The organism is Curvibacter microcysteis (assembly GCF_028649455.1).
GTDB lineage: Bacteria > Pseudomonadota > Gammaproteobacteria > Burkholderiales > Burkholderiaceae_C > Curvibacter > Curvibacter microcysteis.
Genome location: NZ_JAQSIO010000001.1, coordinates 239,512 through 253,046, shown reverse-complemented (window position 1 = coordinate 253,046; position 13,535 = coordinate 239,512). Strand labels below are relative to the sequence as shown.

The following is a 13,535-nucleotide window of genomic DNA, read 5'->3' as shown; positions in this document are numbered from 1 at the left end:
GAAAGGCATGGCATGCAGCATGCAGACGCTGTAGGCGTGTACCGCAGCGGAGGATCCGCTCAGCCAATCACTGCGCCGGACTGAAAGTAAGTCTGTACCAAGCGGCACCAGAAGGCGGCGCCAGGCGCGATGATGTCGTCATTGAAGTCATACCCGGGGTTGTGAACCGCACACGCTCCAGGTGTACCAGGTCCCCCATTGCCGACAAACAAATAGCAACCCGGCACCTTTTGAAGCATGAAGGCAAAGTCCTCGCTGGCGGTAAACATCGGACCATTGGCATCCACCCGTTCGGGGCCCAGCAAATCGGTCGCCACCGCCACCGCTAAAGCCGTTTCAGCAGGGGAATTCACGAGCACTGCATAGCCCTCGCGCCAATCGATGCTTGCCTCCACGCCATAGCTCTGAGCCTGCAACTGCACCAAATCATGGATTCGTCTCCGAACCAGCTTGCGCACATCGTCGTCGAGCGTTCGGATGCTGAGCTCAAGCTGGGCGTCATCGGGAATCACGTTGTTAGCTTGCCCTGAATGCAGGGCACCCACGGTGACCACTGCAGTCTTGAGGGGATCCACATTGCGCGAGACCACCGTCTGCAAAGCCATGACCAGGGACGAAGCGGCAACCAATGTGTCGCGTGTCTGATGGGGAAACGCTCCATGCCCCCCCATGCCCTTGAGCGTGATGGTGACGTTGTCGCTGGACGCCATCGTAGGCCCGCTTCTGAATACAAAGCGCCCGCTCTCGATGCCTGGCATGTTGTGCAGGGCAAAGACCGCATCACAAGGAAATCGCTCAAACAAGCCATCGGCCATCATTTGGACAGCGCCGCCTGCGCCCTCTTCTGCGGGCTGAAAGATCAAGTGAAGCACGCCATCAAAGGACACATCCTCGGCGATCAAGCGGGCGGCAGCCAAGAGCGTGGCGGTGTGGCCATCATGACCACAGGCATGCATAAGACCCGCTCTCTGACTAGCCCAGGGTAAGCCACTGGCTTCAGCAATCGGCAGGGCATCCATGTCTGCCCGCAGGCCGAGGGAACGCTGACCACGACCTCGCCGCAATGTACCGACCACGCCGGTGCGGCCCAGCCCAGTCTCGACCTCGTAGCCCCAGGCCTTCAATTTACTTGCCACTAAAGCGCTCGTCTGATGCTCCTCAAAGGCTAGTTCAGGCTGCGCATGGATGTCCCTGCGCAGTCGAATGAACTCACCGACTCGCTCTGTCAAAGAGTGACCAAGGTAAATGGAGTCATGCATATGTGAAGTCTTTATTGAGGCTGCAGATTCATCGACTTAGCGATGCCCTGATACTTGGCCGTGTTGTCGGTGTAAAGCTTGCTCAATGCCGCTAACGGCTGCGGCTGCGGCACGATCATGGCTTGAGCCTCCAACGCTTGACGCACCGTGGGGTCGTTGGCGACTTCGCTCAATGCCTTGTGCAATGCTTGCACGACCGGCTCAGGTGTGTCTTTGCGAACAAAGTAACCTGCCCAAGTTTCAAAAACGAAGCCCCTCAGGGCCTTGCTCTCGTTGAGCGTCGGCACCTTTTTGAAGAGTTCCTGGCGTTCAGCCGACAGCACAGCAGGCGCCTTGAGCTTGCCATCTTCCACCATCTGCACTTGACCCTTTCCATAGGGCGTCATGAAGATGTCCACTTGTCCCCCCATCAGGTCCTGAACCGCAGGTGCCCCCCCTTTGTATGGAATGTGGGTCATTGCCACACCCGTAACCTGGGCCATGTGTTCTCCTAACAGGTGGTAAAGCGACCCAGGGCCGACGCTCGCGTAGGTCATGGGCTTGCCCTCTGCCGCAGACTTCTTGGCATACGCTAGCAATTCATCCCCGTTGGAGGCCGGCAGGTCTTTGCGCGCCAACATCACCAAGGGGTTGATGGTGATCATCTGCACCAACCGGAAGTCTTGGGGCTTGTACTTGACCGCGGTGTTCGACAGCGGGGCCAAGATCAATTCATTGGGTGAGCCTTGGAAAACGGTATAGCCATCTGCCGGGTTGTTCAGTACTTTCTGAGCGGCAATGCCCCCACTGGCGCCTCCTAAGTTCTCCACCAGCACAGGCTGCCCCAGGTATTTAGCCAGTACCGTGTTGAGGCTTCTGGCAATGACGTCAGACACGCCCCCCGCGGGATAAGGCACCATCAAAGTCACTGGCTTGGCCGGAAACCCCTCGGCCCAGACAGCACCGCTCAGCACCAAACCGACCAGCACACCAGACAACGCTTTGAACGATCGCTTCATGACACGCTCCAGGAAAGGATGAAAAACATGAAGTTCATCGTAGAAGCCACGGCAATCGCAGTCCAATGCATTGTTGGCAACATAATCATGATCTAAAACTCATGACACACCCATGACCCTGGTGCAACTACGTCACTTCATTGAACTGGCCCGACTTGGTTCTTTTGCTCGCGCCTCCGAGCGGCTCTGCATGACCCAGCCCGCCCTGAGCCGCAGCATCAAGGCGTTGGAGGACGAACTGGGCCAGTTGCTGTTTGACCGCATGGGCAAACGCATCGAGCTAACCCCATTTGGGACGGAGGTGCTGACCCGCAGTCAGACCCTGGTCGAAGAAGCAGAACAACTCAAACACTGTGGCCGTTCACTCAGCGCCGAGGACAGTGGGCGAATCCGGATTGGGCTGAGCTCTGGGCCTGGGGCTATGCTCAGCACCGCCATCCTGTCTCACTTCAGTCAGCATTACCCACGCTTTCACCTCGACATCGTGCGGGCGAACACCTTGCACCTGGCCCAGATGCTGCGGGACCGGCAACTTGACGCCTTGATCGTAGACATTCGCCTGCTGAGGCCAGCACCGGACCTCAAAGTGACACAGATTGTCGAAATGGACGGCGTTTTCATGTGCCGTCCTGAGCACCCGCTGGCACTCCGCGACCGAATTAGCTTCGAGCAGTTGGCGAATTACCCTGTCTGCTCCACACCACTGAGCGAAGAAACCGCCCGAATCCTGGTTGAGAGGTACGGCGAAGAGGCCCATCCTGAGGTGCTGGTGAAGCTCACCAGCGACGAGATCAGCCACCTGATTCGGGTAACGGAGGACACCGATGCCGTCCTGCTGGCCATCCGAGCGAGTGCGCCCCATCTGCATGAGTTGCCGGTCTGGCCTGCTTTGAAAACCAAAGCCCGTTTTGGTCTTGTGACCGTCGCCAAAAAGTCTGACCCCTTGTTTTTACCCGTGCTGCAACACATCATGCAGACCACTATGAAATAGTGTGCGTCAAAGCGCTCTAAGTAGATTAGCTTCATCCCCCGCCAAGAGGGTCAATGAAGGGGCAGTTGCGCGCGAGACTCACCGACTGACGGATTTCCGACACCTTCACATGGGTCGCAAAGGATCGCAGCGACAAGTCTGGGTGAATCCGGCATCGCGGGAAACCGATGCCGTCAGGCATCAATTGGAAAGAGACCCTCTGAACTGGTGCTCAATCAAGGGATCAATGCCTCTCGCAGCAATCTGTTTGAGCGCCTGATGAAGCTGTGTCCTTGCAAGGTGATTCGGGGCCACTTGGCTCGGTCAAGATCAGACTCTCCAGGGCCGAAACAAAGCCAAAGCCAGAGCAAGGCCGCAACACAGCATAGCGCTCAGCTCTGGCCAACCTAAAGGCTCTTGCCGTGCCACAGAGCCCGTCACCATTGCAAGCATGGGCACGGCAACCGTTGACAAACCCGACAGATTGGCGGGGACCCTGTGGACGATGGAAAACCACGTCACATTGCCCAAAGCCATCGGGACCAAGGTGATGTAGCCGATGACCAGAACACTGCTCCATGACGGTATGAACCACTCGCGGCTGCCCTGGCACAGCGCCACAGCCGTCAAGGGCAGGGCCCCAGCGACCAGCTGCCACCCGGTCGAAACGATCGGCGGCACAGTGATCTGAGCACGCTTGAGCATGAGCGTGCCAGCGGCCCAACCCATGCCAGCGCCGATGCCAAGTGCGAAGCCCAGGGGTGCAGAGGCATAACTGTGTCGAGCCTTGATGGCCAGGATGGCGATGCCTGTGCCAGTCAACACGACGCTGAGGAGCAGCCGCCTAGAAGGCCTTGCCGAGTCAAAAAGCCAAGAAAACAACGCAGCCCAAATCGGCATGGAGAAACCGAGCACAGCCGCCTGGCCTGAAGGAATGAGTACCGACGCATAGGTACTCCCCACATTCCAGGTCACCAGATAAACGAGCGCTGCGAACACCAAGGGACGCCGTTGAGGTGCAGGCACCGCCAACGACAAGCCACGCATCTGGGCCACTCCCAGTAGCAACAGTCCCGCCCCGCCCAAGCAGATGGCCCGAAAGGTCCAAACAGAGACTTCTTCTACAGCCAAAGGAAACAGTACCCAGTTGGTGCCCCAAATCAACGTGAGGACGGCGATCAGGGGTACCACGCTGGCCAAAGTTGAGGCTTGACCGTGGCTGACAGTCATCTTCTCAAGCAACGTTTCGCTGACATGGCAGGCTCCAATTCGGCCCAATAGGACACGGGGCAAGTTGGAAGGGTTTGCCTGTCATTGCGATAAAGAGAAATGCTCCACGAAGGGCGGCTGAGCAAAGAACTGCCCGACGAGCCCCCGCCATGTCGCGTAGGCCGGCGACCCCCGAAACCCCAAGGTGTGGTCCTCCAAGGTATCCCATTGGATCAACAAAGCGTAGCGCTCGGGCGTCTCCAGGCTCTGCCGCAACTCATAGCGTTGAAAGCCCTTGGCCTTCGAGATGGCAAGCTCGACGCCCTGGTGCACTGCCTGCTCAAACGCACGATGCTGACCGGCCAAGATCTTGATGTCTGCCAATTCCAAAATCATGATGTCGCTCCAAAAATCATCAGTGAATGTGGGTGCCACCATTGACATCAATCGTGGCGCCTGTGACAAAGCCAGACAGATCCGAGGCCAGGAAGAGACAAGCGCCCGCGGTTTCTCGCGTCGTACCTGTGCGCTTCAATGGGATACCCTCGATGATCCCGGCTAGTCGCTCCTCGGACAGACCGTCCAACATCGGCGTTTGAATCATGGCGGGACAAATCGCATTAGCTCTAATCCCAAGGTGGCCAAATTCGCGTGCAATGCTGCGAGTCAAGCTCAGAACACCGCCCTTCGAGGCGGCGTAGTGTGAGCCGCCCACCAAGCCACCGCCACGCTGAGCCGCCAGCGAAGCCAGGTTGACAATCGTGCCTGTGCGACGCTCTGTAAACACCCTTAGGGCACTCTGACAAAGATAAAAAGCGCCCTTGAGGTTGATGTCAAACATCAGCTCCAAGTCTTTGGGCTGAATCTCCAACAAGCCCTGCGACCGCACGATGCCGGCAGAGTTCACCAAGCAATCCAGCGTCCCGTGCAAGGCCACGACTTGCTGGATCAAGCGCTCACAGTCGTCCGCCTGACTGATGTCACACCGAAAGCCATGGACGTCTATGGGCCGCTTCAGTTGGGTTTCAATCGCGCTGCGGATCTGCGCCAGGATCACATCGTCCATCAACACGTCGACCACCACCACCTTGGCGCCATGCTCGGCAAACAGCTCGGCCGTCGCGTACCCGATGCTGCGCAGGGACGCCGCCCCCGTGATGACGCAGACTTTATCTTTCAACAACATAACCACCTCGTTTAACAATCAAAAACGACACGATTCAACTGCGTGGCATCTCTTGGAGAATCCACTCAATGACCGAATCACGTTGGGGCTGCCAACCCAGCTCGCGCCGCGCCCGAACACCTCGAACACGGCTGTTGCTGCCAAGCGAGTAGTAAGCGCGAGCCTCGCCCCAACGTTGGGCCGCCAATTCAGGAGCCAGGGACTCCACGGGACCCAGCCCCAGGCGAGTGGCCATCGCAGCCCCGATCGCTGCAAAAGAGGCTTCACCGTTCTCGGCAAAGTAAAACGCTCCGGGCACCGCCTTCTGCAAGGCCAACAAGTAAAGAGCCACCACGTCGTTCAGGTGCACGTTGGACCAGACGTTCAAACCCGCGCCCACAATCTGCAGGCGCTGCTGCTCTCGGGCGTTGGCGGCCAACAGAGGGAGTTGCACGCTGTGTGGGTTCAAGCCACAGCTCACGCCGTAGATGTTGCTGGGACAGATGACCACTGAACGCACACCACGCGTTGACGCGGCCAACACGGCAAGATCCAGATCCCGGCGGGCCTGCTTGGTTGGACTCACCACCAAGGGCCCGTCGTCGGTGAAGATGTGATCGGAACACCAGGCTCCTTTGGCGTCGTCGCCGACCACACTCGATCCACTGGTGTGCAGAAACGGCTTGTCACTGCCCGCCAGCCTCTCCAGCAGCGCCATCACGGAGGCCGGATGGTCCGCGCTGGCCGTGTGGATCACACCCTGCGCGCCCTCGGCCTCCCTGCGCAGCAGGGCCAGATCATCGAGGCTGCCCTCCACGGGGATGGCGCCCCGCTGGGCCAGCCAAGCCGCAGCCTCGGGCTTACGAACCAGACCACGGACCTGGTAACCCGCCAATAGCAAGGACTCAACGACCGCGCCACCAATGTAGCCCGTGGCCCCGGTCACAAAAACCGTGTTCATGGCCTGGCTCATTTGGTGAACCCTGTCGACAGACCCGGCACGGCAGCCACTACGATCGTGCCAATCAACAACGCCAACAAATAGCCCAGGATCGGACGCATCCCGGCACTGGGACTGACCCGACTGATGGCACAGGCCGCGTAATAGCCCACACCAAACGGTGGTGCGAACAAACCAATGCCCATCGCCAGCACCACCACCATGGAATAGTGCACGTCGTGAATACCAAACTGCTTGGCAATGGGGAACAACAAAGGGCCAAAGACGACGATGGCAGGAATACCTTCCAACACGCTACCGAGGATCACAAAGGCCACGATGGACACCGCCATGAAGCCCACGGCGCCCCCGGGCAGCTGAGTCATGGCTTCAGCCAGTTGGCGTGAGAAGCCCGACTGCGTGAGCGCCCACGCCATGCCAGTCGCGGTACCAATGATCAACAGAATGGCTCCCGACAACGCCGCCGTGTCCACAAGTGCGGGCCACAGACGGCGCACGTCCAACTGGCGGTAGAACAACGCCCCCGCCAGTAAGGCATACACAATGCCCAGGGTGGAGACTTCGGTCGCTGTGGCGACCCCTTCCACCACTGCCGCGCGAATGATGAAGGGCAAGGCCAACGCTGGACTGGCAATCAAAAAACTGTTCCAAATTTCTTGCCCACTGGCGCGCTGGGCTCCGCCACCGTTCAAATGACGGTTCCGCCACCAAATGACACAGCAAAGCAAGACGGCCAGCACCAGCGCTGGTACCAGACCACCGGCAAACAAGGCGGCAATCGAAATGCCGGTGACCGAGCCAATGGTGATCAACACAATGCTGGGTGGGATGGTCTCGGTCTGCGCGCCGGTCGCTGACAGCAGGGCCAGCATTTCCCCTTCAGGTACACCGCGCTTGCGCATCTCCGGAAACAGAACCGGGGCCAGTGCTGCCATGTCTGCAGCCTTGGAGCCGGAGATACCCGACACCAGGTACATGCCCCCGACCAGCACATAGGACAGTCCGCCACGCACATGGCCCAACAAAGAGGCCAAGAAGCGCACCATGGCCTTGGCCATGCCACTCAACTCCAGCACCACCCCCAGAAAAACAAACAAAGGGACGGCCAGCAACACGATGTGCGCCATGCCCTCGTCCATGCGCCCTAAGATAACAACTGTCGGCTTGTTGGTGGTCAGTGCGATGTAGCCTAATGTGGCCAACCCAAAAGCAAACGCGATGGGCACCCCCGTCAGCACCAGAGCCGCAACGATCAGCACAAAGAAGATAAACAGGTTGAAGTTACCCAGGTTCTGAAACAAGGGACTGGCTGCCACCACCCCCCCCACCGCGATCGAGGCCGTCAATACCGCCATCAACAGGTGTTTCCAAGAGCGTGCTTCCGCAAGCTTGATCAGGGAAGATAGGGCCATCAAAGCAATGCCTATTGGCAGCGCGGCGGCACGCCAAGCATTCGATATTTCTAAAGTGGGAGACGTCACCACCGCCTCGTCATGAGCGAACTCAAACGCGGGGTAGGCCAACACGCCAAGGAAAGCCAACGCGGCAGCGACGGCGAACAGGTCCATAAAGATCCGCACCCCTGGTGAGGCGATGTCAACCAATGCGGTCATGCGCATGTGCGACGAACGCCGCACAGCGATCACCGAACCCAGCATCGCAAGCCACAGGAACAAGGTGGAGGCCAACTCATCGGACCATGTCAGAGGCTGGTGAAACACATAGCGACTGACCACACCGGCCAGAAGCACCAAGATTTCGATCAGTACCAGCAGGCCGGCTGGGATGTCGGTGACCCAGCCCACCAGGCGGTCAAGCTGACGCAGGGCAGACCTGGCGAAAGAGTCCGAACCGGTTGAGTCGGGCACGGTGGCGGTCGCGGGCGGTGCGTGCGTATTCAATTGATGTCTCCAAATGCGGGTGATTTATTCACGTCGCCCCTCTGCGGGGGCGTTGATCAAAAGCGGGCATCCAGCGGGCTGCCGTCGTTAGGCAAGCCCTGCAGTCGTGAATGGATAGCCCGCGAGGGGTAGGGATTAAGCGGGCACGGGGACGCAAACGCCCCCACGCCAAGGCACGGCGTTCAGCTCAGCTTGCCGGTGTACTTCTCCAGCACGGCCCAGCCCTCAGCGCCGTACTTTTTCTGCCACTCGGTGTAGTAACCCGCCTTTTGCAGGGCCTCACGGAAGGGCTTGGGATCGACCCGATTGAACTGCATGCCCGCACCTTTGAGCTTGGTCTCGAGGGTGGCATTGAGCACCTCATGCGCAGCGCGCTGCTTGACTGCATGCGACTCCAGCACACGCGTGGCCAAGGCGCGCAGATCCTCCGGTAGGGCATTCCAGTTGCGCTTGTTGCCAACCAGCGCGAAATACTCCCACAGGTGCGAAGTGGTCGAGCAGTACTTCTGAACTTCGTAGATCTTGGTGGCATCAATGGTCGGCAATGCGTTCTCTTGACCATCTACCACTTTGGTCTGCAAGGCGGTGTAAAGCTCGCCAATCGGCACTGTGGCTGGCGAGGCCTCCAGTGCCTTGAACACCGACGCATTGAAGGGGCTGGCGGGCACACGAATCTTCATGCCAGCGATGTCCTTGGGCACCGTAATCGGCTTGCTGCTGTGCGTCACTTGACGGAAGCCATGGTCAAAAAACTTGCCCACCGGCACCAGGTTGACCTTCTCCAGAGCGGCCCGAATGTAACCCCCTAGATCCCCATCCATGGCTTTCCAGACGGTGTCGTAATCGGTGAAGGCAAAGGCGATCGAGTTGATCGCCGAGGCCGGCGCCAGGTTGCCGAATATGGTGCCCGCCGTGCACAGGAAATCAATGGCACCCGAGCGAACCTGGGACAAGGTATCCGTGTCGCTGCCCAACTGACCATTGGAATAAACCTCCATGTTCAAACGCCCCCCGGACTCCTTAAGAATCTCTGCACAAGCGGCCTTCAGGGCCATGGGGGTGGGGTGGCTGTCGGGCAGCGAGATGGCGATTTTCAGATTGAACTTACTAGCCCCTTGGGCCAACGCAGCGCTGGCGGCAAAGGGGCTGGCGGTTGCAACAGCAGCCCATTTGAGCAAGTCGCGACGGCCAACGATGGGCTGGCTGGTTCGCAGTTCGGTGAGGCGGGTGGGCATGGTTTGTCTCCTGTAGTTTTGAAGGTGAGGCTCAGAACACGTTGGGCTGATGCACTTCGATGCAGTTGCCATCGGGGTCATACAAAAACACCTGATGCCAGCCGGGGATTGCCCAGCAGCCGTAGTCCGAATAACGGATACCGGCTGCATCGCAACGGCGCATGAAGCCTTTGATGTCATCGGTGCGGAAGCAGAAGTGGCCATGTCCCATCGGGTTGACGAACTGCTTCATCTTGAAACCCGTGTTCAGGTCGCGCTCCGCCCAATGGAACTCGATGTCGCCATCAGTCAGAAAGTCAACCTTGCCGGTGTAAGCCCGATCAGAGCGATCGCGGCTGATCACCGTGTGTGCATCGTCGTTGATGGTGCCCAGGTCAAACATGGTTTTGTAGAACTGGGTCAACCGAGGCAGGTTGTCAGTGCAGATGTTCATGTGATGGAACTTGAAGCTCATGGTCATCCTTGAAAGTTGAAGTTGATCGCAAGAGCGCGGCCTTGAGGCGCCGCGCCATTCCGGGATCGAACTCTAAACATTTCATCAGTGATGTCAATGATTCATAGGTGAAAACACCTAGAGGTATTTTTTGAGCAAAAACCATCACAATGAGGGACTTCTAAAATTCACTAACAAACATCAGGATTTACCAATGAGTTTAGAGACAAGTACAGCTCAAGCATCTGTTGCGAAAAGCGCCGCACCTGCTGCGACACCGTTGATTCGTCATGAGAGCTGCAGCCTGTCCAGCGTGCGGCGGGTTGCGGCCATGCTTGATTTGTCGCCAGACGCTTGGGCAGTGGGACAACATCTGCCACGCGGCTGGCACTTCATCCTGCTGGCGGCGGACACGGCCAAATCCGCGCTGCGTGCCGATGGCTTTCCGGGCCTGGGCGTACCCATGCCCGATCTGGGCCTGCCCCGTCTGATGTTGGGCGGGCGCAAAGTCACTTTTCAACACGACATTCCGATCGGAGCTGAACTGACCCGGAGCAGCGCGACGGTGAGCGTGGCCCACAAAAAAAATGCGGCGGGTCCTGTGGCCGTGGTGACGCTGTCGCATGCGCTGCATTTGAGAAACGAGACCGAGGCCGCCGTGCTTGAGACGCAGACCTACCTGTTGCTGCCACCGCGGGTCGGAGCGCTCACGACGCCGGAGGCCAACCAGGGAGCTGCCATTCAAGCGACCCACCTCAAGACCGTCACACCGGATGACACCCTTCTGTTTCACTACTCGGCGCTGGGTTTCAACTCCCACCGCATTCACCTGGATCGCGAACATGCTCGCCAGGTGGAAGGCTTCCCTGACTTGGTGGTCAATGGAGGCCTGGCTACTTTGTTGATGACTGAGTTCCTGCGCCAAGACCTGGGCGTGACGCCGCGCAGCCTCGCCGTGCGGCACCTCGCGCCGCTGTACTGCCAGCGTCCCATGACGCTGAGCGCCGACCCGGTCGAGGGAGGCTGGACATTGAAAGCTTTTGATGATCACCATCAACTGGCCGTTGAGATGGAGGTCAAAACAGCATGAGCTTCCAACCTTTGAATGGCGTGCGTGTGCTGGACTTGACCAGTGTGGTGGTCGGACCGGTTTGCACCTGGCGCTTGGGGCAATACGGCGCGGAGATTGTGAAAATCGAAAGTCCCGACGGCGACTTGATGCGGGGCTTGGGTGGACAGTCGCCGACGGGTCAGCATTCGGGGACCTACCTGCACCTCAACCGCGGGAAGCGCAACATCTGCCTGAACCTTAAACAAGGGAGTGCGCGAGCGATTGCAGCCCAACTGGTGGCCTCGGCCGATGTAATCGTCGCCAACATGCGCCCCCAGGCACTGGCCCGGTTGGGACTGGATGCCGCCACCATACGCGCCAAGCACCCGGAGAAGATTTATTGCCTGATCACCGGGTATGGCACCGACGGCCCGTACGCTGGGCGCCCCACCTATGACAGTGTGGTGCAAGCCGCCACGGGTATGGCCGGTCTGATGCAAGCACGAGACGGAGAGCCCGCTTACATGCCCATGTTGATCTGCGATCACGTCGCCGGAGAAATTGCGGCGGGCGCCATTCTGTCGGCCTTGATGGCCCAACGGGCGACGGGGCAAGGCGCCAGCCTCGAAGTACCGATGTTCGAGACCATGGCTGCGTTCGTGCTGCAGGAGCACCTGGCTCAACACAGTTTTGATCCACCGGTGGGTCCCCCTGGAGATCAGCGTCTGCTGAGCCCCCACAACAAGCCCGTGCGCACCGCTGACGGATGGATCTCGTTCACGGTCAACACCGACCCCCAAGTACGGGCGTTCTTGAAGGCCACCGACCGACAACACCTGTTGGGCGACCCCCGATTTGCGAGCGTGGCAGAACGCGCACGGCACGTGAAAGAATGGTTTGAAGTGCGCGGTGCACCCTTGACGAGCCGCAGCACCGCGGAGTGGCTTGAGTTGCTGCAAGGGGCAGACATTGCTGTCCAACCATGTCACACGCTTGAGTCCTTGCCCAAGGACCCGCACCTGACGGCCGTGGGCTTGATCGACTACGAACAGCACCCCCAAGAGGGACGGATCGCCTCGATTCGATCTTCGATCCGGGTCGATGACGCTTACTTGCCACGGGGCGAAAGTGCGCGTGCGATTGGCGCAGACACTTCCACGTTGTTGCGCGAATTGGGCTACGGCGACGATGCCATTGATGCCTTGCTGGCGTCGGGTGCAGCCCAAACCCCTTCGCCGGTTTGATGGCAAGCCCCACCCCTCAGAAAGTGCACGTTGCCTTCCCCATTTCTGCCCCAACTCTCGCGCCGCGCCGTGTTGGCCAGTGGTCTGACCGCGATCGGACTGGAGTCCCTGGCTCAGACCTACCCAACCAAGCCCATTCGGCTGATCGTCCCCTTTCCGCCGGGCGGACCGACCGACGTGCTGGCACGAATTGTCTCGGGGCCGCTGAGTGAGCGCCTCGGCCAGCCGGTAGTGATTGAGAATAAAGCCGGCGCCAGCGGCATGCTCGGCGCACAAGCTGTGGCCAAAGCAGCACCCGATGGCTACACCTTGCTGGTGAATGCGTCGATTCATGTCATCAACCCCAGCCTCTACCCTAAACAACCCTACGACGCCTTGGCTGATTTCAGCGGTATCAGCAACCTCGCCGATGTGCCTTTGGTACTGACCGTGAACACCAAATCGCCCGTGCGATCGGTGAAAGAACTGACCGACTGGGCTCGCAACAGCAAGCCAGCGCTGGCATTCGCTTCGGCGGGCAATGCCACCTCGCAACACCTGTGTGCAGAAGCCTTCAAGATGGCGGCGGGCATCGACTTGCAGCACATCCCATACAAGGGCAGTGCCCCGGCGTTGACCGACCTGATAGGGGGCCAAGTGCAGCTGATGTTCGACTCCCTGCCCTCCAGCCTGCCCTTCATCAAATCGGGAGCCTTGAGGCCTTTGGCCGTGAGCAGCCCCCAGCGTGCCAAAGCCCTGCCTGACGTTCCCACCCTGGCAGAAAGCGGCTATCCCCAGTTCAACATCACCACGTGGTACGGGCTTTGGGCGCCAGCAGCGACTACCAATGGGGTGATCCAAACCTTGGCCCGGGACATCGCTGCCATCGTGCGTGCTCCTGACGTTCGCAGCCAGTTTGAAAAACTCGGGGCAGAACCTGTCGGCAACCCGCCCACTGAGTTCAATGCCTTCACCAAAGCTGAACTGAGCAAGTGGGCGGCCATCGTCAAACTGTCCGGCGCGCGGGTGGACTAGTAGGACGACTCTCACACGGGCCTTCCCTGGCGACGCATCAAGTCGCCAATCGAGGGCACTACCGTGAAAGACAATACGCCATGTCCCCCCCGATC

General features: G+C 59.3%; 13 protein-coding genes. 4 read left to right on the top strand and 9 right to left on the bottom strand.

The annotated features are described in order from the left end of the window. Positions 1 to 59: 59 nt before the first annotated feature. Both PSQ39_RS01085 and PSQ39_RS01080 read right to left on the bottom strand, forming a co-directional pair. A complete protein-coding gene (locus PSQ39_RS01085) occupies positions 60 to 1,259 on the bottom strand; it encodes a M20 aminoacylase family protein (protein WP_273924746.1) in 1,200 nt (399 codons plus the stop codon). 11 nt (positions 1,260 to 1,270) lie between these two features. Further along, positions 1,271 to 2,257, bottom strand: coding sequence for a Bug family tripartite tricarboxylate transporter substrate binding protein (locus PSQ39_RS01080; RefSeq protein ID WP_273924745.1), 987 nt, complete (start codon positions 2,255 to 2,257; stop codon positions 1,271 to 1,273). 112 nt (positions 2,258 to 2,369) lie between these two features. Between PSQ39_RS01080 and PSQ39_RS01075 the strand changes: the two genes are divergently transcribed. After that, positions 2,370 to 3,248, top strand: a complete 879-nt coding sequence (locus PSQ39_RS01075; protein WP_273924744.1) for a LysR family transcriptional regulator — start codon at positions 2,370 to 2,372, stop codon at positions 3,246 to 3,248. A 309-nt stretch (positions 3,249 to 3,557) separates the two neighbouring features. Here PSQ39_RS01075 and PSQ39_RS01070 read toward each other — a convergent pair whose 3' ends face one another. From PSQ39_RS01070 to PSQ39_RS01040, 7 genes are all read right to left on the bottom strand, one after another. Continuing rightward, on the bottom strand, positions 3,558 to 4,457 hold the full coding sequence (locus PSQ39_RS01070; RefSeq protein ID WP_273924743.1) for a DMT family transporter: 900 nt from the start codon (positions 4,455 to 4,457) through the stop codon (positions 3,558 to 3,560). Between the two features lie 81 nt (positions 4,458 to 4,538). Beyond that, a complete protein-coding gene (locus PSQ39_RS01065; protein WP_273924742.1) occupies positions 4,539 to 4,832 on the bottom strand; it encodes an antibiotic biosynthesis monooxygenase family protein in 294 nt (97 codons plus the stop codon). Between the two features lie 19 nt (positions 4,833 to 4,851). After that, the gene (locus tag PSQ39_RS01060; protein ID WP_273924741.1) at positions 4,852 to 5,622 is read right to left on the bottom strand and encodes an SDR family NAD(P)-dependent oxidoreductase; all 771 of its coding nucleotides are present in this window, start codon (positions 5,620 to 5,622) and stop codon (positions 4,852 to 4,854) included. 34 nt (positions 5,623 to 5,656) lie between these two features. Further along, positions 5,657 to 6,562 carry an NAD-dependent epimerase/dehydratase family protein gene (locus PSQ39_RS01055; RefSeq protein WP_273924740.1) on the bottom strand — a complete coding sequence of 302 codons (906 nt, stop codon included), beginning with the start codon at positions 6,560 to 6,562 and terminating at the stop codon, positions 5,657 to 5,659. 8 nt (positions 6,563 to 6,570) lie between these two features. Beyond that, positions 6,571 to 8,430 (bottom strand): TRAP transporter large permease, encoded by a 1,860-nt coding sequence (locus tag PSQ39_RS01050; RefSeq protein ID WP_409241987.1) that lies wholly within the window; start codon positions 8,428 to 8,430, stop codon positions 6,571 to 6,573. 215 nt (positions 8,431 to 8,645) lie between these two features. Continuing rightward, positions 8,646 to 9,698 (bottom strand): TRAP transporter substrate-binding protein, encoded by a 1,053-nt coding sequence (locus PSQ39_RS01045; RefSeq protein ID WP_273924738.1) that lies wholly within the window; start codon positions 9,696 to 9,698, stop codon positions 8,646 to 8,648. Positions 9,699 to 9,729: 31 nt separating this feature from the next. Further along, positions 9,730 to 10,152 (bottom strand): VOC family protein, encoded by a 423-nt coding sequence (locus tag PSQ39_RS01040; RefSeq protein ID WP_273924737.1) that lies wholly within the window; start codon positions 10,150 to 10,152, stop codon positions 9,730 to 9,732. 130 nt (positions 10,153 to 10,282) lie between these two features. On the opposite strand from PSQ39_RS01040, the gene PSQ39_RS01035 reads away from it, so the two are divergent. Genes PSQ39_RS01035 through PSQ39_RS01025 form a run of 3 tightly spaced genes read left to right on the top strand, consistent with a single transcriptional unit; the run spans position 10,283 to position 13,440 of the window. Beyond that, the gene (locus PSQ39_RS01035) at positions 10,283 to 11,221 is read left to right on the top strand and encodes a hypothetical protein (protein WP_273924736.1); all 939 of its coding nucleotides are present in this window, start codon (positions 10,283 to 10,285) and stop codon (positions 11,219 to 11,221) included. Continuing rightward, the gene (locus PSQ39_RS01030) at positions 11,218 to 12,426 is read left to right on the top strand and encodes a CaiB/BaiF CoA transferase family protein (RefSeq protein ID WP_273924735.1); all 1,209 of its coding nucleotides are present in this window, start codon (positions 11,218 to 11,220) and stop codon (positions 12,424 to 12,426) included. Before PSQ39_RS01035 ends, PSQ39_RS01030 begins: the two co-directional genes overlap by 4 nt. Positions 12,427 to 12,456: 30 nt before the next feature. Further along, complete coding sequence (locus PSQ39_RS01025; protein WP_273924733.1) at positions 12,457 to 13,440, top strand: Bug family tripartite tricarboxylate transporter substrate binding protein; 984 nt, start codon at positions 12,457 to 12,459, stop codon at positions 13,438 to 13,440. The last annotated feature ends 95 nt before the right edge of the window (positions 13,441 to 13,535 follow it).

Bases quoted from the DNA above. Each gene is read 5' to 3' on its own strand.
- PSQ39_RS01065 (WP_273924742.1), bottom strand. From the start codon at position 4,832: ATGATTTTGGAATTGGCAGACATCAAGATCTTGGCCGGTCAGCATCGT.
- PSQ39_RS01075 (WP_273924744.1), top strand. From the start codon at position 2,370: ATGACCCTGGTGCAACTACGTCACTTCATTGAACTGGCCCGACTTGGT.
- PSQ39_RS01055 (WP_273924740.1), bottom strand. From the start codon at position 6,562: ATGAACACGGTTTTTGTGACCGGGGCCACGGGCTACATTGGTGGCGCG.
- PSQ39_RS01080 (WP_273924745.1), bottom strand. From the start codon at position 2,257: ATGAAGCGATCGTTCAAAGCGTTGTCTGGTGTGCTGGTCGGTTTGGTG.
- PSQ39_RS01060 (WP_273924741.1), bottom strand. From the start codon at position 5,622: ATGTTGTTGAAAGATAAAGTCTGCGTCATCACGGGGGCGGCGTCCCTG.
- PSQ39_RS01085 (WP_273924746.1), bottom strand. From the start codon at position 1,259: ATGCATGACTCCATTTACCTTGGTCACTCTTTGACAGAGCGAGTCGGT.
- PSQ39_RS01045 (WP_273924738.1), bottom strand. From the start codon at position 9,698: ATGCCCACCCGCCTCACCGAACTGCGAACCAGCCAGCCCATCGTTGGC.
- PSQ39_RS01070 (WP_273924743.1), bottom strand. From the start codon at position 4,457: ATGACTGTCAGCCACGGTCAAGCCTCAACTTTGGCCAGCGTGGTACCC.
- PSQ39_RS01030 (WP_273924735.1), top strand. From the start codon at position 11,218: ATGAGCTTCCAACCTTTGAATGGCGTGCGTGTGCTGGACTTGACCAGT.
- PSQ39_RS01040 (WP_273924737.1), bottom strand. From the start codon at position 10,152: ATGAGCTTCAAGTTCCATCACATGAACATCTGCACTGACAACCTGCCT.